Below are 20,638 nucleotides of genomic sequence, written 5' to 3'. Positions count from 1 at the left end.
CTCGGAGCGGTTCGAGATTAGCCTCGTCCCACTTGATGAAATCTTTTCAGGTCTCGTCGCGCTTGCACAAATGGACGGCAACCCTGGGCGAATTTTAGCCCGGGACCGCGATCCGGTGCGCCGCCGAAATTTCCCGGTGCATCCTGCGCGGATGGTGGCGCCGATCGCTCAATCGTCAATTGAAAGGCAACTTGAGGTAATGATAGTGGGCGGCGCCTCACACGGGACAGCCCATGCCGATCGACGCAGACATCCTCGCCGCCATCGTCGCCGAGCTGGCCAGCCGCCCTGGGCACGAGAAGGTCCGCGCCCTGCTGTACCGTCTCCTCGTCGAGGCCCTCGGGGCGCGCAGCGAGCAGATCGTTTTCGAGCGAAAGATACCTGAGGTTAACGGTCGCGTCGACGCCCTGCTCGGGCGCACGATTATCGAGATCAAGACGGATCTGCGCCGCGAGCGGCCGGCGGCCGAAGCCCAGCTCGCCCGCTACCTGCCCGAGCGCGAGGGGGCGACGGGCCAGCGCTACGTCGGCCTCGCCACGGACGGGGCGACCTTCACCGCCTACGAGATGCGCGACGGCGCCCTGGTGGAACTCACCGGCCACGACGTGCGGGTGGCCGAGGCGGCCCGCCTCGTCGCCTGGCTCGAGGGCGTCATCGCCGTGCGCGACTGGCTGCCCGCCGACGCCATCGGCATCACCGGCGAGCTCGGGCGCGAGAGCGCCGCCTTCGCGCGGACCCTCGGGCTCCTGGCCGGGGCCTGGGCCGGGCTGGCGCGCCACCCGGAGGCCGTACTGAAGCGCCAGCTCTGGTCGCGGCACCTCGGCTTCGTCTACGGCCGGGCCATCGACGACAGCACCCTCTGGCTCCAGCACACCTACCTGGTGATCCTGGCCAAGGCGATTGCCGCCGGCACCATGGGCCAGTCGTCCAACCTCGCCCGGTCCACGCCGGCCGATCTCCTGTCCGGCCGGCATTTCCGGGAGGCCGGGGTGCACGGCGCCGTCGAGACCGACTTCTTCGGCTGGGTCCTCGACGCGCCCGGCGGCGACGCCATCGTGGCCGGCCTCGCGGCCCACGCCGCCCGGTTCGACCTCGGCAGCGTCGACGTCGATCTCCTCAAGGTGCTCTACGAATCCCTCATCGATCCCGAGCAGCGCCACGACCTCGGCGAGTACTACACGCCCGACTGGCTCGCCCGGAAGGTGGTGCGCCGGGCCCTCGACGCGCCGGCGGACCAGAGCTGCCTCGATCCGGCCTGCGGCTCGGGCAGCTTCCTGTTCCACGCCGTGCGCCTCAAGCGCGAGGCCCTGCTGGCGGCGGGCGTTCCCCCGGGCCTCGTCGCCGCCCGCTGCTGCGCCGGGGTGACGGGGTTCGACGTCCATCCCGTGGCGGTCATCTTCGCCCGGGTGACCTACCTCCTGGCGCTCGGCGAGGCCCTGCCGCAGCGGGACGGGGACCTGTCGCTGCCGGTCTATCTCGGCGACGCCCTGCAGTGGAACGTCACCCGCGACGGCCTCGAGCGCGACCTCGTCGTCGAGGTGCCGCGCGATCCCCGCGAGGGCCGCAAGGGCGCGCCGCTCCTGCGCTTTCCCCTCGAACTCTGCGCCGATCCGGCCGGGTTCGACCGGGTGATCACCGCGCTCCACGCGGCGAGCGAGGAGGGCTGGAGCGGCGACGCCTTCGCCGCGAGCCTGCCGGGGCTCGGCGTCCCGCCCGATCAGGTCGGGACCCTGCGGGGAACCTACCTCACCTACGACCGCCTGCGCCGGGCCGGGCGCGACCATGTCTGGGGTTTCGTCGCGCGCAACCTCAGCCGGCCCGTGGCCCTCTCGGACGGGGCGCGGGTCGACGTGGTCATCGGCAACCCGCCGTGGCTGTCCTACCGCTTCATGGCCGCGGCGATGCAGCGGCGGTTCCGCGACACCGCCCGGCGCCTCGGCCTCTGGGTCGGCCCCGAGGAGGCCCACCTCGTCACCCAGACCGACCTCTCGGCCCTGTTCTTCGCCCGCGCCGCCGAACTCTACGCCCGCCGCCCGCGCGGGCGCCGGCCGGGCGGGCGCGTCGCCATGGTGCTGCCCCTGGCGGCCCTGAGCCGGGGCCAGTTCCGCGCCTTCCGCACGGGCGACTGGACCGGCCTCTCCGTCGCCTTCACGGAGGGCTGGATGCTCGACAACCAGGCGGTGGCCCCGGTCTTCCGGGTGCCGACCTGCGTGCTGTTCGCCGAGGTGACGGGCGGCCCGGCGCGGCCGACGCCGGGCCGGGTGACGGCCTTCGCCGGCCGCCTGCCGTCGAAGGACGCGCCCGAGGCCCTGGCCGATCGATACCTCGTCCTGCGCGACGCCCCGGCCCCCCTCGCGGCGAACTTCGCCGCCGGCTCGCCCTACCGCGACCGCTTCCGCCAGGGCGCCGCCCTGGTCCCCCGCGTGCTCTGCCTCGTGGAACGCGTCCCCGTGGGCCGCCTCGGCGCCAACCCCGGCGCGCCCCTGGTCCGCAGCCGCCGCTCGTCCCTGGAGAAGTCGCCCTGGCGCGATCATCCGGGCCAGCAGGGGGCCATCGAGGCGCGCTACCTCCGCCGGGTCCATCTCGGCGCGTCCATCGCCCCGTTCCGCGCCCTGGAGCCGGCCGAGGGCGTGATCCCGCTGGAGGACGACGTCCTCCTCGATGCGCGGCAGGCCGCCGGCCACGGGGCGCCCCGCCTCGCGGCGTGGCTGCGCGAGGCCGAGGCGGCCTGGACGCAGAAGAGCGCCGGCACCATGACCCTGAAGCAGGGCTGGGACTACAACCGCAAGCTCACGGTCCAGTGTCCCCCGGCGCCCCTGCGGGTGGTGTTCGCCAAGGCCGGCACCCGCCCGGCGGCCTGCCTCCTCGACGGGGACGGCGTCATCGACGACACCCTGTACTGGGCCGCCGTGGCGAGCCGCGCGGAAGGCCTCTACCTCCTCGCCATCCTCAACAGCGAGGCCGCCCGCCGGCGGATCGCCCTGCTGCAGGCCAGGGGCGAGCAGGGGGCCCGGCATTTCGACAAGCTGATGTTCACCCTGCCGATCCCGCTCTTCGACGCCCGCTCGGCCCTGCACGCGGCCCTGGCGGCGGGGGCCGAGGCCGCTGAGGCCGTCGCCGCCGCCGTGGCGATCCCGCCCGGCGCGCCGTTCCAGAGGGCGCGCGCCGGCGTGCGGGCGGCCCTGCTGGCGGACGGGATCGCGGCGCGCATCGACGCCGATGTCGAGGCGCTGCTCGGGCCTCCCGCCCGAGGCTTCGCCGTGCCGATTCCCGACGTACCAATCCCCCCCGTGCCGATCCTCGCCGACAGGCCGGTGCCCGAACCCGCCGAGACGTGAGATCCCGGGCCGGGCACGGGCCGACGCGGCGACCCCGTGTCCGCGGTCGGGACTTTGGCCCGTCTACGAACGGTTGGAGACCAGCCGCAATCCCGGGGCCATCGGCGCGGCGAGGGCGTTGGCGACCTTGCGTTCGAGTTCGCCGACGCGAAACGGCTTCAGCACGATCCCGTCGGACCGGTCGACGCCCGCCTTCGTCAGCGCGTCGGTGTCGGCGAAGCCCGTGACGAACAGGATGGGCATGCCCGGCCAGCGCTTGCGGATCTCGATGGCCGCCTCGGCGCCGTTCATGCCCGGCATGGCGAAGTCGAGCACGACGAGGTCGACGCACGGGTCCGCTTCGAGGGCGGCCAGGGCCTGAAGGCCCGAGGGGGCCTCGCGCACGTCGTAGCCCGCCTCGGCGAGCCGGGTCGTCGTGACCTCGCGGACCTCGGCGTCGTCGTCGACCACCAGCAGGATCGGCCTGCTGCCGGGCGGATGCGCGCGCGCGCAATCGATGGGCCCGGGGCGAGGGGGTGCGGCCGATGCGTCGCCGTCCACACGCGGCAGGTAGACCTTGATCGAGGTCCCTTCGCCCGACACCGTGTCGATGCGGATGCCGCCGCCGGACTGCTTCACGAAGCCGTAGACCTGGGCGAGGCCGAGGCCCGAACCCTTGCCGACCTCCTTCGTCGTGAAGAACGGCTCGAACACCCGGGCGCGCACCTCGGGGGTCATGCCGGTCCCGGTATCGCTCACCGAGACCATCACGTACTCGCCGGGCTGGGGCTGCTCCGGCCGCGAGGGAGCACCCGTGATGGTGACGTTGGCGGTCTCGACGGTCAGTCGCCCGCCCACCGCCATGGCGTCCCGGGCATTGATGGCGAGGTTCAGGATCACGAGCTCGATCTGGGTGGCGTCGACCAGGGCGGGCCACAGGTCGGCCTGGAGCAGGGTCTCGATCTGGACCGCTCCGCCGATGGAGCTCTGCAGGAGGTCGCCCATGGACGCGACGGTCTGGTTCAGGCCGACCGGGGTCGGCTCCAGGCGCTGACGTCGCGAGAACGCGAGGAGCTGCGCCGTGAGACGGGCGCCGCGGTCGGCCGCCCCCTTCATCATCGCGAGCCGCCGCTTCGAGCGCTCGTCGGACACCACACGCTCCAGGAACTCGATGTTGCCGGCGATGACCGTCAGGAGGTTGTTGAAGTCGTGGGCGACGCCGCTCGTCAGTTGTCCGACGGCTTCGAGCCGCTGGTTCAGCCGGAGGGCATCCTCGGCCCGCTCGCGCTCGGCGATCTCGTGCTTGAGCTCGGCATTGGCCTCGGCGAGCTCGCGGGTCCGCTCGATGATGCGAATCTCCAGGGTCTCGTTGACGGCCTGCAGCGCCGCCTCGGCCGCATGCCGGTCGGCGCGTGCCCTGGCCTCGGCCAGGGCACGGATGATGGTGCGGGGCATCCGGTCGAGGCGCTGCTTGGTGATGTAGTCCGTGGCGCCGTTCTTCAGGGCCTCGACGGCGACGTCCTCGCCGAGGGTGCCCGAGCAGAACACGAACGGGATCTCGGGGCATTGCGCGCGGGCGATGCCAAGCGCGCTGATGCCGTCGAAGGTCGGCAGGACGTAGTCCGCCAGGATGAGATCGTGCCGGGCGGGCAGGGCCGCGGCCGCGAAATCGTCGCGGGTCATGACCCGTTCGATCACCACCGGGTGGCCGATGGCCTCCAGCTCCGCCTCGATCAGCTCGGCGTCGAGGTCGCTGTCCTCGAGGTGAAGGATGCGCAGGGCGTCGGAGCGCCCGGTCAGACGTTGGATGGCCAGCCTCCCCTGTGCGGCGGCGCCTCGTTCAGGACGGCCCAGAATACCCCGAGGTCCTTGATGGCGGCGAAGAACTCATCGAACCCAACGGGCTTCACCACGAATGCGTTCACCCCGAGGTCGTAGGAACGCACCACGTCAGTTTCCTCGCGCGACGAGGTCAGCATCACCACCGGGATGCCCCGGGTCGCCGGATCGCGCTTCACCTTGGCCAGCACCTCGAGGCCGTCGACCTTCGGCAGCTTCAGGTCGAGGAGGATCACGGCCGGGTCCTGCGGTTGCCGCTTCTCGTGCGGTCCCCGCCGGTAGATCCAGTCAAGCGCCTCCGCGCCGTCCCGGCAAATGACGATCTCGTTGGCGAGCTGGCTGGATTCGAGGGCGGCCATCGTCAATTCGATGTCGTTCGGGTTGTCCTCGACGAGGAGAATCGGCTTCAATCCGGCCATCTCAGTGTTCCTCCGCCCGCAGGGGCAGCGTGAAAGTGAACGTCGCGCCCTGGTTGAGGACGCCCTCGGCCCAGGTCCGTCCGCCGTGGCGCTCGACGATGCGGCGCACGTTGGCGAGTCCGATGCCGGTGCCCTCGAACTCCTCGACCCGGTGCAGGCGCTGGAACACCCCGAACAGCTTGTCGACATAGGCCATGTCGAAGCCGGCGCCATTGTCGCGCACGAAGAACACCGCCTCGCCGTCCCTGGGCGGCAGGCGTCCGACCTCGATGACCGCCTCGGCCCGGCCGCGCGTGTACTTCACCGCGTTCGAGAACAGGTTCTCGAGCACGAGGCGCAGCATGAAGGGATCGGCGTAGGCCCGTCCCAGCTGCGCGATCTCCCACCGGACGACGCGGCCGGGCTCCACGTCGCGCAGCACCTTGCGGCGGACCTCCTCCACGAGGGTGTTCATGTCGCCCGAGATCCGGTTCAGGGCGTGCCGGCCCATCTGCGAGAACGACAGCAGGTTGTCGACGAGGGTGCCCGCCGAGAACGCCGCCTCGATGATAGTCTCGACGTAGTGTCGCCCCTTCCCGGAGAGGTTGGCCGATTCGCGGTTCTTCAGGAGGTTCGCGTAGCCGACGATGTGCCGGAAGGGCGCGCGCAGGTCGTGGCTGACCGAGTAGGAGAACGCCTCCAGTTCCCGGTTCGAGCGCTGGAGTTCCTCGCTCAGGGCGGCGAGCTCCTCGGCCCGGCGCAGCACGATGCCGAGCACCGACGCGCGCAGATCCTTGGCCGCCTCGATCTCGGAGACGGACCACGGCAGGGAGCGGCCCTTGAGGGTCTCCGCCCAGATCGCGAAGGACTTTCGCGGGTGCAGGCGGTCGGGTCCGCCGGCCGGATCGGGCTGGACCGCCTTGACCGGATTGCCGCCCCATTTCACCGTCCGCACCACCTCGGGCCTGAACCAGAGGATGTAGCTCGCGTATCGCTTCGATACGGAGATCGCCAGCAGGCCGCTGGCGAGGGTCGTGAACGCCTCGGCGCGCGGGAAGACCTTGGCTTCGGGAGAGGCTTCGGACAGGCTTTCGGTGACGAAGACCTCTGACCCGTCGGTGTTGGCGGACAGCCACTCGTACAGGATTCGCACCTCCTCCTGCCGCGGCGTCGCGCCGAGGAGCCGGCAATGCTCCGCGGTGACGATGGCCGCACCGTCCGCATTCACCAGCGCCAGCACGTCCTCGGGGTGCTTGAGCAGCCCGTTGACGAAGCTGTCCTCCTCCGCCATGAAGCCGAGGAGGCGCGATTGCACGGCGCCGAGGGCCAGGCGTTGCTCGGCCTGGTCGCCGCGTTCGCGGGCGGACAGTTGCAGGGCGAAGATCTGGGTGAGGACGTCGCAGGCGTTGCGGGCCTGGAGCGGGACCCGCTTGGGTTCCCCGTTGTGGCAGGAAATGAGCCCCCACAACGCTCCGTCGACGAGGATCGAGACGGACATCGAGGCCATCGTGCCCATGTTGCGCATGTACTCGACATGGACCGGCGAGACCGAGCGCAGGACGGACTGGCTCAGGTCGAGCGGCTGTCCCGACGGCGTCAGCGCCGGCCGGATCGGAACCGGCACGTAGCCCGCATCCGGGATGATGCGCAGGCGGTTGCGCCGGTAGAGCTCGCGCGCCTGGGCCGGGATGTCGGAGGCCGGGAAGCGCAGGTCGAGGTAGGACGGCAGCACGCCGTTGCCGTCCTCGGCCAGCACCGTGCCGTGCCAGTCGCGGTCGAACCGGTACACCAGGGCCCGGTCGAATCCGGTGATGCGCCGGATGTCCTGGGCGACGAGGGCACAGAGATCCTCCACCGTGCGCGCCACGTGGAGGTTCTGGACGAAGGCGCGCAGCCTCGGCGTCAGGGCATCCAGGCCGGAATCCCCGGAGGCGTCGTCCGTCTCCTCGAGCTCGACGACGACCAGGCCGCCGACGCGGTGCGCCGCGACCTCGTAGGCCTGCCGGTCGGCGCCGGTCCCCAGGCACACCGTGCGCAGATAGAGGGCGCCGTCCTGGTCCACCGGGTCCGCGAGATGGCGCCGGACGACGGCGGCAAGCTCCGGGAGCGCTCCGTCGAGGGCCGTCCCGACTGCGGCGGCCGCCGGCGCATTCGCGCTGGCCTGGACGATGGTCAGGCTCGCCGCATCGAGGACGAGGAGGAACCCGTGCGGCTGCACGCTGCCGACGATATGGATGGGCTCGCGGTCGCAGACCGTCAGGTCGAGGCCCGTCGCGCGTTCGGTCCGTTGGTTCAAGGATGATGCTCCGAGGATGCAAGGCCGCCCGGCACCGCCTTCTCGATATCAGCTTGGGCCGGTCCGTGAAACGCGCACAAGGGCGCAGGATCGGGGGCCGCGCTCCAGTTAAGTTCCACCCGCCGGCCCGGTTTGCCCCCCGTGGTGCTGGGCCATCGACGATTTCAGGTCGCCGTATGCGTGAGAGCGGCTTTAATGTTCTCGATAAGATTGTGTCGAGTCGTCGATGACAGGATAAACCTTCTCATCACGTCATAGTGATCATCGGAGTTGCCTGGCGGCGACGCGCGTGTGCCTGAGGAAATCGCTCCGCCGGGCGCGATAGACGCTTCTTTAACGATGAATTTTAAGGAAGAGCGAAGGTGTTTGACTCGATGTCGAGGCATGATGTCGACCTTCATCGCGCTTCTGGAAAGTCAGGCGGTCAGCTTCGTCCTGGCCGCGGCGACGATCTGCGCGCTCAGCGCCGGCCTGATGGTGCACCTGCTGCAGAAGGCCGAAGCGGCCCCGCGGGCGCGACGCATCCGCTGGCTCCTCGGCGCGGCGTTCGCCGCCGGGCTGGGGGTCTGGACGACGCATTTCATGGCGATGCTCGGCTACCGAACCGACCTCATCCTGGGCTACGATTTCGGGACCACCCTGGTGTCGGCCGGGATCGCCGTCCTCGCGGTCGGCCTGCCCTTCGCCCTCTCGACGCTGCCGTCCGGCCGGTGGTTGCGCGGCGTCCTCGGCGCGGCGTCGGGGCTCGGCATCGGCGTGATGCACATCACCGGCATGGCGGCCCTCGAGGGCTGCGCCCAGCGCCAGTCCCTCCTGGCCAACGGCCTCGCCTGCCTCTGGGGCGCGGCGCTCCTCGCCCTGCTGCGCGTCCTCCCCCGGGGGCGTCACCCCTACGGCGTGCCGTGCCTGCTGATCGTGCTGGCGGTGTGCGGGGTGCACTTCATCTCGCTCGCCGGGACCGTCCTCGAGGGACAGCACATCGACCGGATGCTCCCGAACATCCAGCTGTCCCTCAGCATCCTGACGGCGGCCGGCGCGGCGATCCTGATCCTCGGGGCCTTCCTCGCCCTGGTCGCGACCCGGCGGTTCGAGGCTCAGGAAACGGCCCACCTGACGGTTCTGGCGACCGCGCTCCAGAACATGTCGAACGGCATCCTGAAGATCTCGCGGACCGGGACGATCGAGCTCTACAACCAGCGCCTGTGCGGGATGCTCGGTCTCGCCCCGGCCGACATGTTCGTGGGCATGCGCCTCGATCGGTTCCTCCAGGCGACGGGCGATGCCAACGGCTGGGATGCCGACCGGGTCGCCCGGGTGGTGCGCAATCACTGGCTCTGGTTGGCCAAGGCGGAAGAGACCCGGGTCGAACATCATTTCGAGGACGGCCGCATCCTGTCCATCGCCTGCCAGCCCGTCGAGACCGGCGCCGTCCTCACCTACGACGACGTGACCCGAGACAGGCGCGCGCAGGAGGAGATCTCGCATCTCGCCTATCACGATCCCCTGACGGGGCTGTGCAACCGGCGCGGGCTCAGCGAGCGGATGCTCGCCAGCCATCGCAGCCAGGAGCCGTCCACCCTTCTCCTGCTCGACCTCGACCGCTTCAAGTCCGTCAACGACACCTTCGGTCATTCCGTCGGCGACCAGCTCCTCGTCGCCGTCGCGGCGCGCCTGCGCGGTCACCTCGGCCCGGAGGGCTTCATCGCGCGCCACGGCGGCGACGAGCTCGCGATCCTGGCGCCGGGCGACGGCGCGTTCGGGGAGGCGCTGGCCCAACGGATCGTCGCGGAGATCGAGCGGCCCTACGCCCTCGACAGCGTGACGGTGGTGATCGGCTGCAGCATCGGCGTCTGCAGCGCCCGCGACAGCACCGGACCCGATGACCTGATGCAGCGGGCCGACATCGCCCTCTACGAGGCCAAGCGCCGCGGGCGCGGGCAGGCGATGAGCTACCAGCCCGGGATGATCGAGGCGATCGCCGAGCGCGGCCATCTCGAGAACGACCTGCGGGCGGCCCTCGCCCAGCAGCAGTTCCACCTCGTCTACCAGCCGATCCTGTCGCTGGCGGACGATCGGATCGTCTCCTACGAGGCGTTGATCCGCTGGAACCACCCGCATCGCGGGCTGGTCTCGCCGGCCGAGTTCATTCCCCTCGCCGAAGACAACGGCTCGATCGTGCCGATCGGGCGGTGGGTGCTGGAGCAGGCCTGCCGCGAGGCGGCGCGCTGGCCCGCGGACCAGCACCTCGCCGTCAACGTGTCGGCGGTCCAGCTGCGCTCACCGCGCCTGCTGTCCCACGTCACCGACGCGCTGGCGCGCAGCGGCCTGCCCGCGCATCGCCTGGAGCTCGAACTGACCGAGACCGCCCTCGTGGAGGACGGGCGCCAGATCGCCCACGTCCTGCGGTCCCTCCGCCAGCTCGGCATCCGGATCGCCATGGACGATTTCGGCACGGGCTACTCGTCCCTGGCCCACCTGCGCGACCTCCCCCTCGATCGGATCAAGATCGACCGGAGCTTCGTCGCCGCGGCCCTGAGCGACAGGCAGTCCCTGGCCGTCATCAAGGCCGTGACCCAGATGGGCCGCGACATGGGCATCGCGACCCTGGCGGAGGGGGTGGAGACCCCCGATCAGCTCGCCCTGCTCCGCGCGATCGGGTGCGACGCCGTGCAGGGCTACCTGATCGGCCGCCCGGCCTCCGTGGTCCAGGGCCGCGCGCCGGGTGAGCTCGACCGGGCGGCCTAAGTCCCGGCGTTCCAGCGAATCCGACCGAACGCCGGTCGGAGCTCAGGTCGCTTCCTCCTCCACCGCCTTGCGGAGGGCCGCCAGGGCGCGATCGCGCGCTTCCGCGGTTCTGAGCAGGCGCCAGAGCCGGAGGCACTCGTTCGCGTCCGCGAGTTCGCACGAAGCGGGCGTCTCGAAGAGCTGGTCGAGGGGGATCCGCAAGGCGGCCGAGATGGCGTTCAAACGGGCCGTGGTCGCGTTGTCGGAAGAGGACATGCGGTGCCCTGGCATGCAAACTCGGACGGCCCGATTGCTCTGGTGTGCCGTATGCCAACTAGGATTAAACCCGGTTGCGGAGAATTTATGGCACGCGACGCTGATCGTGCGAACAAGATGATGTGACGTGGCCACAATGATTCTGGTGACGGATGCCGCCGGTCGATCGGTGTCCGTGAGCGAAGAGTGGGCTCGGTCGACCGGCCGGCGCACCGTCGATGCCCTCGGGTACGGAGTGGCTGGATCGCATCCATCCCGGTGATCGCGGCATCGTCGAGGCCGCCATCGATCAGCGGTCGCGCCTGCGCCCCCGGCCTATGGCAGGCTCGAGCGGTTCATGCCGCCGCCACCCCATCCGAGCGCTTCGGCGCAACAAGCAATCTCTGAGAGACGCGGGCGCCCGGCCGATCTCCCCGGCCGGGCGCCCGCGTCGACTCAGAACCGGTAGGTGAAGTTGCCCTTCACCGCGTGGTCCTCGGCGCGGCGTCCCGCCTGGCCCGCATAGGCCACGCCGAGCGTCGCGTTGGCCGAGACCCGGAGGTCGAGGCCGGCTTCGGCCACCAGAGCGTCGCGGTCGATGGGGAGGCCGGCCGTCAGGAAGGTCGGTCCGGTCGCACCGAAGGCGAGGAGGGCCGTCGGAACCACGTCGCCGAAGGCGCGGCGGTAGCCCAGCAGGCCGTGGGCGGAGACCGGAACCCCGAAGCCGAGCTCGAGGCTGGTCTGCGCCCGTAGGCCGGCGGTGGCCGTGCCGAGGTCGTAGTCGCGGGCGAACCCGGTCAGCGCCGCGACACCACCGGTCTCGGCGAAGCGGTCGCGGCGGATGGAGATGGCGGCGCCGCCGACGAAGGGCTCGATGTAGGACGGTGCCGTCACGGGCACCGGCCCGGACTCCCTGCCGTTCGGCGCCGCCGCGCCGCCGAGGAAGACCTTGTAGCCGAGTTCGCCGAACCCCTGGATCGTCGCGCCGCCGGTCCGCGCGGTCGGCGCATCGGAGACCCCGGCGAACAGCACCGTGCGGCGCAGGCGCGCCGAATTGTCGGCATAGACGGCGCCGAGGCGCAGCGAGACCGGCCCACGCTCGTAGCCGCCGTAGAGACCGCCGAAACCGCTCTCGATCGCGCCCGATTGCAGGCGGTTGCCCGTGTCGAGGTTCGTCACGGTGTAGCCGCCGGCGAGGCCGAATCGGAAGCCGCTCTCGACGCGCGCATCGGCGCCGAGCACGAAGCCCGAGGTCTGGCGCGACAGGCTCGCCGCGTTGCCGTCGGTCCGGGCCTGCCCGAAGCTGCCGAAGCCCTGGCCCCAGACGCCGAACACCCGCGGGTCGAGGACGCGGACCGGCACCGGGACGGGGGCCGCCCGACGGCCCGGAAGGTCCGCCGTGTAGGACGCCGGCAGGCGGCCGTAATCCGCCCCGTCGGTGTCGCCGGGAGACGCGCCCCAGCGCATCCGGCCGAGGATCGACTCGCGCACGAAGAACGCGGTCTCGAATTCGGCTGCGATCGCACTGGCGTGGATGTCGCCGGTGAGCGCCTGGAACGCCCCCACGGCCTCCGGCGTGGTGAGCCCGATGGTGCGGTCGTAGGCGCCGGTGCCGGCCCCGCCGGCCTGGATCGCCGTCGCGACCGCGGCCTGGTTGCGGGTCTGCGCGATGGTGGCGAACGGGATGTCGTTGCGGGTCAGCGTCAGGTCGACCTCGTTGGCCTGGTAGCGCAGGCTCGGGCTGAGGAAGGCGAGGTTCGCGGTCACGCCCGCGAACTGGCCGGACACGCCGCTGCCCGCGGTGAGGATCGTGTACCGGGTGCGGGGATCGTAGGTCCCGCCTGCGGCCAGCACCTGCACGGTGCCACCGTTCAGCGCCGCGGCGCCGGAGGCCGCGATCCGGTCGGACTGGCCGGTGGCGTTCGCCTCGACCTGGTAGGTCGACCCGGCCGCGAAGGCGACGTTGCCAGCAACCCTCAGGGTGCCGATCGAATTGCCCGGGGCGACGGTGCCGCCGGAGAGCGCACTGACGCCGCCGACCGTGCCAATGCCGCCGAGCAGGCCGCCGGCGCCGACGGTGGCGAGGCCCGTGATGGTGCCGTTGGCGTAGAGGGCGCCGCCGCTCCCGATGGCAGCGTTCGTCGTCAGCCGATCCGCATTGTCCATGCGGAGCGTCCCGGTGACGTTCCCGAAATAGCCCGCCGCCGAATAGAGATCGATCCGGCTCCAGTAGCTCAGCGCCGTGCCGTAGAAGGCCGCGAGGGCATTGGTCTGGGTGTTGACGACGATCTGGTTGATCGTGTCCGTCGCGAGCTGCCCGTGCAGGCCGCCGTTCGGGGCGATCGTCCGCGCGGCGGCGGTGCTGCCGCCGTAGAGGGTCGCGAGCAGGATCGACGGGTCCGGCCCGCCGGCCGGTGCCGCCTCGCGCGGGGCTTGCGCGAAGGTCAGCGTCGGCAGGCCGGAGGTGAGGCCCTGCCGGTAGGCCGCCTGGTTCGCCGCCGAGGGGACGAACGGGTTGTTCGCCGTGTTGGCGGCGCTCGCGGCGCAGGCCGCGACGGTGTCTCCGCATTGCTGCGCGAAGGTGCTCCGGAGCTGGGTCTGCGCCGCCGTGAGCTGGCTCGGCAGGTTGAGCGCCGTGCCGGTCGTCGCCGCGTTGTCGATGTAGAGCGGATTGGTGAAGGCCTGGGCGAGACCGTAGAACGTCAGGGCCCGGCCGGCGACGAGGTCGAGCGGGTAGTGCACGCCCAGCACGGCACGGCTCTTCGAGAACTCGCCGGCGCGCAACAGCATGCTCTGATACAGCTCCGGCACCAGCATTCCGAACAGGATGCTGTCGTTGTAGGCACCGGCGGTGTGGCCGCTCGGGAAGGCCGGGCTTACGACGACGCCGTTGATCGCCGTCGGGTCGAACTGATTGATCTGGCTCGAGACCTGCAGCGGTCGCGAGTTGCCGTAGACGTTCTGGCCCGGCTGCCGGTTCGAGACGCCGTAGGCGAGATCGTAGACGCTCTCGCGGGCGTTCGGCAGATCGCCGAAGGTCGGCAGGCTGTAGCCGGCGGCTGCCACGGCCCGGACGGGCACGTAGTTGGCGGTCACGGTGCCGGGATTGATGGCCGCGCCGTTGGCGAAGTAGTTCTTCGTCGTGCTGACGGCGGACGCCGTCAGCACGAGAGACCGCGACATCAGATCGTTGACGCGGCCGATCGAACCGTTCGACGCCGTCGAATCCCTCGCTCTGGACGAGGCGTAGATCCCCCCCAGGATCGGACCGAGTCCGTTGATGACGTTCCCGGACTTGTCGCTGATCGCCAGCTGCTGCTGCTGCGGGGTCGCCGCGTTGTTGATCGCGATCGACTGCTGGAGATTGTCGCGCAGCGTCTGCCGCCCGATCGCGGTCGCGTTCAGACCGAGAAACGGGGACAGCAGGTTCAGAACGTTGGCGTCGGCGGGTGTGACGGTGGCGGTCTGCGCCTGCGCGACCGTCGATCCGAACGCCGCGACCATCACCGCGATGATCGAGACACTTTGCTTCAAATCCATGATTCGCCCCTCTCACGCCGTTCCGGACGGCGGCCGGAGAGGTCCTAGCGAAGTCTACGCATGAGTCTTGGTCATAATTCGTACATAAAACATCCGTTTTTCTTATGTGGTCTTAAAACAACACACTATAGATATAGTCGACAAATTATATACTCCAGCATGTTCGCGATAGTAATATGCTTATACTATGAATGTTTTAGGTATGTATTGAGATATATAATTGCGAAATCATTCCCTGTACGGACCTGTGTTTCATAAGAGACACGGTATTTCGAGATGACGTGGGGGATTCGGCGTTGACGTGGACGCAGTGGGTTGGCCGTTCGTCTTCGTCGGCGTCGCCGCGTGTCATGAGGCGGTCCGGGGCCGCGCATGCCGATTCCTGCCGATACCGAGAACGTGCTCACGCAAGAACGGATGGACGCACGCGATCGTCTTCGGATTTCGCGGGCACGGGGGGCGCAGGCGTTCCGGTCGGCCTGCTGGGGTGTGATGTTTCGAGGGTTGCATGGATGCGCCGCCGATCGTCGTCGCCTTCGATGAAGGCGACCCGGTCGCGCCGGGCTTCGTCCCGGGCCGACGCACGTCGCTGGCGGCGGTGTTCGATCGTGCGGGTCTCGAAGACGCTTTCCCTCGGCACGTCGACGCCCGTCTCTTCGTCGACCGAGCACCGCACCTGATACGATCGTCCGAACGAGGCCGACGGTCGGGATGGGCGTGACTGTGCGGTCCCGATCTTCGAGGACCCATTGAGGTCTACCACACTCCAACCGCCCCATGACGGACGGGCGTACCCCCACGACTCAGGCGATGGCACCTCGCCGCGTCCGGGCCGGTGCGCCCGGGGCGAGGGCCGGGGCGAAACTCCGAACGGTGTTCCGGCCCGCGGCCTTGGCGGCGTAGAGCGCCCGGTCGGCGCGGGCGAACAGCTCGGTCGCACCGCAATCCCCGGTCCGCGCCAGGCCGACGGAGGCACCGAGCCGCACGCTCAGGCCGTTCCCCCGGACCCGGGAGCGGAGGGCCGCGACGATCCGTTGGGCGCAGGCCTCGGGCTCCGCTCCGGCGAGCGGGCCGCCGAGCAGGACGGCGAACTCGTCCCCGCCGATCCGGGCCACGAAGTCGCCGGGGCGGCAGGCCTTCCGCAGGCGCTGGGCCGCCTGGGCCAGGCAGGTGTCGCCCATGGCGTGCCCGAAGGTGTCGTTGACCGCCTTGAACCCGTCGAGGTCGATGAGCAGCAGGGCACCGTAAGGCGCCGCACCCGGCGAAAACGGGTCCGCGCCGGGTCCGTCCAGGGCGGCGAGCCGCGCCTCGAACACGCTGCGGTTGGGCAGGCCGGTCATCCCGTCGGTCTCGGCGCGGTGCCGGGTCCGGTCGGCCTGGAGCCTCTCCTCGGTGATGTCCTGCTTCATGCCGAAGAGGCGCACGGGCACGCCGTCCGCGCACGCGACGGTCGCGGTCAGGCGCATCCAGCGGTGCCGGCCGCGCGCGGTGACGATGGGCGTGTCGAGGTGGAAGCCGCCGCCCTCGGCGATGGCCCGGGCCCGCAGGGCTTCCATGGTTTCGCGGGAGCCGGGCGGATAGCAGCGCAGGGTCGCGTCACGGTCGAGGACGCTGCCGCGCTGAAACTCGAAGAGGTCGTAGACGGCGTCCGTCCAGGTCAGGCGCTGGTCGCGCAGGTCGCATTCCCACACGCCGATCCGGGCGACCTGACTCGCCGCCTCGAAGGTCTCGCGCAGGTGGGCGAGGGCGGCGGACTGATCGCGGACGATGGCGGCGAGGATCGTCCGCTCGGTGCCGAGGCGCATCAGGGTGGCGGCGTCCCGCTCCCGCTCGAGGACGAGGCTCGCCGCCAGGACGAAGCCCGACAGGCAGGCCTCCTGGGCCGCCGACGGGTGTCGCGCCCACGGAGCCGACAGGCTCAGGGTGCCGAGAGGCCCGCCGTTTTCCGAAGGCCCGTTCCCCAGCGGAATGTCCACGGACGGATGCGGCTCCGCGCGGTCGCGGCCGTCGCCGCTGCGCATTACGGACCCGTCTGACAGGCGGATGTCCGCCGACGCGATCGCCAGGGCCTGGCACAGCCGGTCCAGCAGGGCGACGAGGCCGACCGGCGGCGACGCGATCTCGTACGGGAGACGCGTTTCGGGCCGCCGCACATCCAGCATGAAGCCGCTCTCCCTCCGCGCAAAGCGGCACGGAGACGCCATCCTGCCACATGAGTCTGAAGGATCGGTGTCGGGCGGTCGCTCGCGTGCGGTGGCCGGTTCGCCCGATCCCGTCGGGATCGGGCCGGCCCCGCATGCGCCTACTCGGCCGGCTTGTCCGTCTCGGCCTTGTCCGGTGCGGGCTCGGCACTGGCGACATCCTGTCGCGTCAGCATCGGCAGGAGCCGCCCGGCGAGTTCCTCGCCGAGATGCCGGGTGTACGCGGTGCGGAAGAAGCGCTCGCCGGTGCCGCGGCCGTGAAGGCCGTCATGCGCCCGCACCATGGCGTCCACCTCGGGCCGACACAGGAACCCGATCACGCCCGCGGCCTCGTACCAGCGCCCGGCGCGGGCATGCCGCATGGCGGCGGGATTCGACAGGATGGTCTCGGCGAAGCACGCCGTCGCCGCCGTCTCGAGGGGCGACATCACCGGGTGCGGGCGCCCCGGTACCCGCGACGCGGCCTGGGCCTCGGCACCGAGGCCCGTGAGAAGAACGAGCGCACCCAGCCACCATGTCTTCATCGCGTGAAGCCCCGTTCGAAACCATCTTCGATTCTGAACAAGTCTTCAGGGAAGATTCCGGCGGGAACAGGGCCTTCGCGCCGCGCCGTACGGTTTTGACGGCCCTGTGACCGGCGCATCACACGGGTGGAACGGGGCCGCTTCCGGCGCGGGGCGGCGTGGACCGGTCCGTCCCGCCTCAGCCGCGCCGCTCGGCGTTCCAGCGTCCGCTGCAGCCGATGACGCCCGTGGTGTTCCAGGTGCCGCCGCCGGTACCCTGCCGGCCGAGGCGTCCGACCACGTCGGCGCTGTCCGAACCCCGGCTGATGACGGCGCGCACGGACCCGTTGCCGGAGACCCGGCCGTTGATGGTGAAGTCGCCCCCCGCGTAGGTCGCCGCGCCCCGGCGGATCTGGACGCCGTAGCGGTAGGCGCGGTCGCACGGGCCGTCGAGGGTGACGACCTCGATGCTCCAGGCTCCGTCGTACCGGTGCGGCACCTGGACCTTCTTGGTGGCGGCCGACGCCGGGGCGGTCAGGAGCACGAGGGCGGCGGTAAGAAGTTGGAAGCGCATGGTTTTCCGTTCCGGGAGTGATACGGCAACGCTCGTAGAACGCCCCGGCGCCGGTTCGGTTGCCGCCTCAGCGCGCCGCGTCCTGGGCGTCGGTGAGGAGGGCCAGCAGGTCGCCGCCCGCGAACAGGAAGCCGTGGATTCCGGCCTGGGTCAGGGCGTCGCCGAGGTCGCCGGGCTTGCCCGCGAGGTAGATCCGCGCGGCACCGGCCGCCGCGAGGGCCCGGGCCGCCGCCACCGCCCGGGTCGCGTAGACCGCGTCCGACGAGCACAGGCAGGCGACGCGGGCGCCCGACGTCGCGAACGCCTGCGCCACGGCGTCGGCCGCGTCGAACCCGTCCTCGTTCACCGCCTCGATGCCGCCGGCGGCGAATGCATTGGCGGCGAAGGTCGAGCGGGCGTTGAACACCGCCACCGTCCCGAGATTGGCGAGGAACACCTGAGGCCGCTTGCCGGACGCGGCGAGGTGCGCATCGGACGCATCGCGAAGCGCCTCGTAGGGCTCGGCCAAGCGGCGCGACGACAGGGGGTCGCAGGTCAGCGTCTCGCCAGAGCCGAACGTCACGGGCTCGTTTCGAAGCGGCGCGACGTCGAGGGTGGTCACCGGCTTCTCGGCCAGGAACGGGAACTCGCTCGCCCCGGTCAGGGCCTCGCGGCGGGTGGCGACGTTTCGTTCGCGAGTCTCCCGCATCATGGCGATCCGGGCTTGAAGGGCACCGGCCCGGAGACTCGCGACGATGCCGCCCTCGGCCTCGATGGCCTGGAATCCGCTCCAGGCGGCCCGGGTCAGTTCGTCCGTCAGGGTCTCGAAGCTGCCCGCGCCCGCCGCCGGATCGGCGACCCGGGCGAGGTTGGATTCCTCGATGAGGACGATCTGGCTGTTGCGCACCACCCGGCGGGCGAAGGCGTCGGCGAGGCCCAAAGCCGCCGTGTAGGGGAGGGCGGTGACGCTGTCGGCGCCGCCGAGGCCGGCCGAGCCCGCCGCCATGGAGGTGCGCAGGATGTTCACGAACGGGTCGTTGCGGTTCATCATCCGCCACGCGGTTTCCGCATGCAGGCGCAAGGGCTTGGGCTCCAGGCCGCAGGCCGCCTCCACCCTGGCCCAGAGCCGGCGCATGGCGCGGAACTTGGCGATGGTCAGGAACTCGTCGGCATCGGCCACCAGCAGCACCGCGACGGCGTCGCGCGCGCGGGCGATGTCGTGGCCGCCGGCTTCCAGAGCGCGGAGATAGGCCACCGCCGTCGCGAGGCTGGCGGCGAGCTCCACCGCCTCGCTCGCGCCGGCCTCGTGATAGGGGCGTCCATCGGCGAGGCAGGCCCGCCCGGCGAAGCCCGCGGCGTCGAAGGCCGTGAGCGTGTCGGAGAGGTCCTTGCCGAAGTCCGCGCCGAGGCGGCCCGTGCCTGCGAAGGTGCCGATGGGATCGAGACCGAGATCGAGGTCGAGGCCGCCCAGGGCCTCGCCGCGCCGCTCGGTTACGCCCTTGAGGAGCGTGGCGGCCTCGACGCCGCGTCCGCCCGCGTCGAGGCGGATGGCGATGAGGGGCAGCATCACGCTGGAGAGCGCCGCGTCGAGATCCGCGGCGGTGGCGGCGGTGAGGCCGTAGCCCCTCGCGGAGGGGGCGCCCGAAAAGACGAGGGTCAGGGCGTCGGCCCCGCCTTCGAGGTCGGCGAGCGCCAGCGCCCGGGCGGGCTCCGTCTCGGGATGGTCGACGCGCTGCGCGATGCGCCAGGGGCCGGGCGCGCGCATGGGCTGGGCCACGGGTGCGGCCGGCTCGTAGAGGGGTTCGATCCGGATGCCGTCGGCGGTCTTCGAGACAAGCCGCTTCTCGAAGTCGCCTCCCTTCAGCACACCCTCGACGAGGCCGATCCAGCGCTCACGGGTCGCGGGCGGAAACAGGTCGGCGAGGGGACGGTCTTCCATCGTTCGGGCTTTCGCGATCAGGACGCCCGCCGCGTCGGGCCGGGCTCGGCAAGATATCCCGAAAGCCCTTGCACCGTGAGGCGCGTCGACGCAATCGCCCCCGATCCTGGATATCGAATACGCTGGCCCGGTCCCGGAATTGTCCTCCGGTCCTCGCCGAAACCGCCCGCGTCAACCGAAGACGATCAGCCCGAAGAAGCCGAGGGAGCCGACGATGATCCGCCACCACGCGAACAGGCGAAAGCCGTGGGCGGCGACGTAGTCGAGCACCGTGCGGACCACGAACAGGGCCGAGAAGAACGCCACGATGAAGCCGATGACAATGAGGCCGGTGTCGTCCCGGGAGAGGTTCTTGTAGTTGTCGAGCAGATCCTTGGCGAAGGCGCCGGCCATGGTGGGGATCGCGAGGTAGAACGAGAATTCCGTGGCCGAACGCTTGTCGGCGCCCATGAGCATGGCGCCCACGATGGTGGCGCCGGAGCGCGACACGCCGGGGATCATGGCGATGCACTGGAACAGGCCGATCTTGAAATCCATCGGCAGGGAGAAGTCGAACACGTCGCGCTTCTTCACCTCGAGGTCGGTCTCGTCGAGGACGAGGAGGACGAGGCCGCCCGCCACCAGGGTCGCGCACACGATCCACGGGTTGAAGAGGTAGTACTTGATGTATTTCGAGAACAGGCCGCCGATGATCGCCGCCGGCAGGAAGGCGAGGAGGATGCCGAGAACGAAGCGGCGGGCGTTGGGATCGTTCGGCAGGGCCTTGGCGATGCCGAGCAGGCGCCCGAAATAGACCGCCAGGATCGCCAGGATGGCACCGAGCTGGATCAGCACCTCGAAGGTGTTGTTGGGCGACTGGAAGCCGATGAAATGGCCGACCAGGAGCTGGTGCCCCGTGGACGAGACCGGGATGAACTCCGTCGCGCCCTCCACGACGGCGAGGACGACCGCTTTCGCGATGCTCGTCGCATCCATCATCGTATCGCCTCGCTCCGGGTTGTCAGGGGGACCGTGTCGTGGCGTGGCCACGCGTTCCGCATGCCGGGAACGGCCTCGGATCTGATCCGAGGCTT

Annotated in this window: 13 protein-coding genes; 3 read left to right on the top strand and 10 right to left on the bottom strand. The window is 70.7% G+C overall.

All coding sequences use genetic code 11. The features are described from left to right. Positions 1-233: 233 nt before the first annotated feature. Positions 234-3,338 carry an N-6 DNA methylase gene (locus tag MKK49_RS08455; protein WP_244027688.1) on the top strand — a complete coding sequence of 1,035 codons (3,105 nt, stop codon included), beginning with the start codon at positions 234-236 and terminating at the stop codon, positions 3,336-3,338. Positions 3,339-3,401: 63 nt separating this feature from the next. Here MKK49_RS08455 and MKK49_RS08450 read toward each other — a convergent pair whose 3' ends face one another. Genes MKK49_RS08450 through MKK49_RS08440 form a run of 3 tightly spaced genes read right to left on the bottom strand, consistent with a single transcriptional unit; the run spans position 3,402 to position 7,850 of the window. Beyond that, on the bottom strand, positions 3,402-5,090 hold the full coding sequence (locus tag MKK49_RS08450; protein WP_409565041.1) for a response regulator: 1,689 nt from the start codon (positions 5,088-5,090) through the stop codon (positions 3,402-3,404). 23 nt (positions 5,091-5,113) lie between these two features. Next, positions 5,114-5,575: a response regulator gene (locus MKK49_RS08445; protein ID WP_244027687.1), complete on the bottom strand. Its 462-nt coding sequence runs from the start codon at positions 5,573-5,575 to the stop codon at positions 5,114-5,116. 1 nt (position 5,576) lies between these two features. Further along, positions 5,577-7,850 carry an ATP-binding protein gene (locus MKK49_RS08440; RefSeq protein WP_244027686.1) on the bottom strand — a complete coding sequence of 758 codons (2,274 nt, stop codon included), beginning with the start codon at positions 7,848-7,850 and terminating at the stop codon, positions 5,577-5,579. Between the two features lie 384 nt (positions 7,851-8,234). Here MKK49_RS08440 and MKK49_RS08435 point away from each other — a divergent pair, with 384 nt between their 5' ends. Further along, positions 8,235-10,595: an EAL domain-containing protein gene (locus MKK49_RS08435; RefSeq protein WP_244027685.1), complete on the top strand. Its 2,361-nt coding sequence runs from the start codon at positions 8,235-8,237 to the stop codon at positions 10,593-10,595. Positions 10,596-10,637: 42 nt separating this feature from the next. Here the strand turns inward: MKK49_RS08435 and MKK49_RS08430 are convergent, their stop codons facing one another. Continuing rightward, a complete protein-coding gene (locus MKK49_RS08430) occupies positions 10,638-10,850 on the bottom strand; it encodes a hypothetical protein (RefSeq protein ID WP_244027683.1) in 213 nt (70 codons plus the stop codon). A 435-nt stretch (positions 10,851-11,285) separates the two neighbouring features. Beyond that, positions 11,286-14,369 carry an autotransporter domain-containing protein gene (locus MKK49_RS08425; protein WP_244027681.1) on the bottom strand — a complete coding sequence of 1,028 codons (3,084 nt, stop codon included), beginning with the start codon at positions 14,367-14,369 and terminating at the stop codon, positions 11,286-11,288. Positions 14,370-14,877: 508 nt separating this feature from the next. Here MKK49_RS08425 and MKK49_RS08420 point away from each other — a divergent pair. After that, the gene (locus MKK49_RS08420) at positions 14,878-15,090 is read left to right on the top strand and encodes a hypothetical protein (RefSeq protein WP_244027679.1); all 213 of its coding nucleotides are present in this window, start codon (positions 14,878-14,880) and stop codon (positions 15,088-15,090) included. Positions 15,091-15,172: 82 nt separating this feature from the next. On the opposite strand, the gene MKK49_RS08415 is transcribed toward MKK49_RS08420, so the two are convergent. The 5 genes from MKK49_RS08415 to MKK49_RS08395 form a co-directional block, all read right to left on the bottom strand. Further along, entirely contained in the window at positions 15,173-16,531 is a 1,359-nt protein-coding gene (locus tag MKK49_RS08415; RefSeq protein WP_244027678.1) for a diguanylate cyclase domain-containing protein, read from the bottom strand. Between the two features lie 140 nt (positions 16,532-16,671). After that, positions 16,672-17,094: a hypothetical protein gene (locus tag MKK49_RS08410; RefSeq protein ID WP_244027677.1), complete on the bottom strand. Its 423-nt coding sequence runs from the start codon at positions 17,092-17,094 to the stop codon at positions 16,672-16,674. Positions 17,095-17,272: 178 nt separating this feature from the next. Further along, complete coding sequence (locus MKK49_RS08405; RefSeq protein ID WP_244027676.1) at positions 17,273-17,647, bottom strand: hypothetical protein; 375 nt, start codon at positions 17,645-17,647, stop codon at positions 17,273-17,275. Positions 17,648-17,714: 67 nt separating this feature from the next. After that, on the bottom strand, positions 17,715-19,565 hold the full coding sequence (locus MKK49_RS08400; protein ID WP_244027675.1) for a methylmalonyl-CoA mutase subunit beta: 1,851 nt from the start codon (positions 19,563-19,565) through the stop codon (positions 17,715-17,717). A 171-nt stretch (positions 19,566-19,736) separates the two neighbouring features. Continuing rightward, positions 19,737-20,540, bottom strand: coding sequence for an undecaprenyl-diphosphate phosphatase (locus MKK49_RS08395; protein WP_244027755.1), 804 nt, complete (start codon positions 20,538-20,540; stop codon positions 19,737-19,739). Between the last annotated feature and the right edge of the window lie 98 nt (positions 20,541-20,638).

The sequence above is a fragment of the Methylobacterium sp. J-090 genome, from assembly GCF_022829345.1.
Taxonomy (GTDB): Bacteria; Pseudomonadota; Alphaproteobacteria; order Rhizobiales; family Beijerinckiaceae; genus Methylobacterium.
This window is presented reverse-complemented; position numbering and strand designations above follow the sequence as displayed.

Bases quoted from the DNA above. Each gene is read 5' to 3' on its own strand.
- MKK49_RS08455 (WP_244027688.1), top strand. From the start codon at position 234: ATGCCGATCGACGCAGACATCCTCGCCGCCATCGTCGCCGAGCTGGCC.
- MKK49_RS08445 (WP_244027687.1), bottom strand. From the start codon at position 5,575: ATGGCCGGATTGAAGCCGATTCTCCTCGTCGAGGACAACCCGAACGAC.
- MKK49_RS08435 (WP_244027685.1), top strand. From the start codon at position 8,235: ATGATGTCGACCTTCATCGCGCTTCTGGAAAGTCAGGCGGTCAGCTTC.
- MKK49_RS08430 (WP_244027683.1), bottom strand. From the start codon at position 10,850: ATGTCCTCTTCCGACAACGCGACCACGGCCCGTTTGAACGCCATCTCG.
- MKK49_RS08425 (WP_244027681.1), bottom strand. From the start codon at position 14,369: ATGGATTTGAAGCAAAGTGTCTCGATCATCGCGGTGATGGTCGCGGCG.
- MKK49_RS08420 (WP_244027679.1), top strand. From the start codon at position 14,878: ATGGATGCGCCGCCGATCGTCGTCGCCTTCGATGAAGGCGACCCGGTC.
- MKK49_RS08415 (WP_244027678.1), bottom strand. From the start codon at position 16,531: ATGCTGGATGTGCGGCGGCCCGAAACGCGTCTCCCGTACGAGATCGCG.
- MKK49_RS08410 (WP_244027677.1), bottom strand. From the start codon at position 17,094: ATGAAGACATGGTGGCTGGGTGCGCTCGTTCTTCTCACGGGCCTCGGT.
- MKK49_RS08405 (WP_244027676.1), bottom strand. From the start codon at position 17,647: ATGCGCTTCCAACTTCTTACCGCCGCCCTCGTGCTCCTGACCGCCCCG.
- MKK49_RS08400 (WP_244027675.1), bottom strand. From the start codon at position 19,565: ATGGAAGACCGTCCCCTCGCCGACCTGTTTCCGCCCGCGACCCGTGAG.
- MKK49_RS08395 (WP_244027755.1), bottom strand. From the start codon at position 20,540: ATGGATGCGACGAGCATCGCGAAAGCGGTCGTCCTCGCCGTCGTGGAG.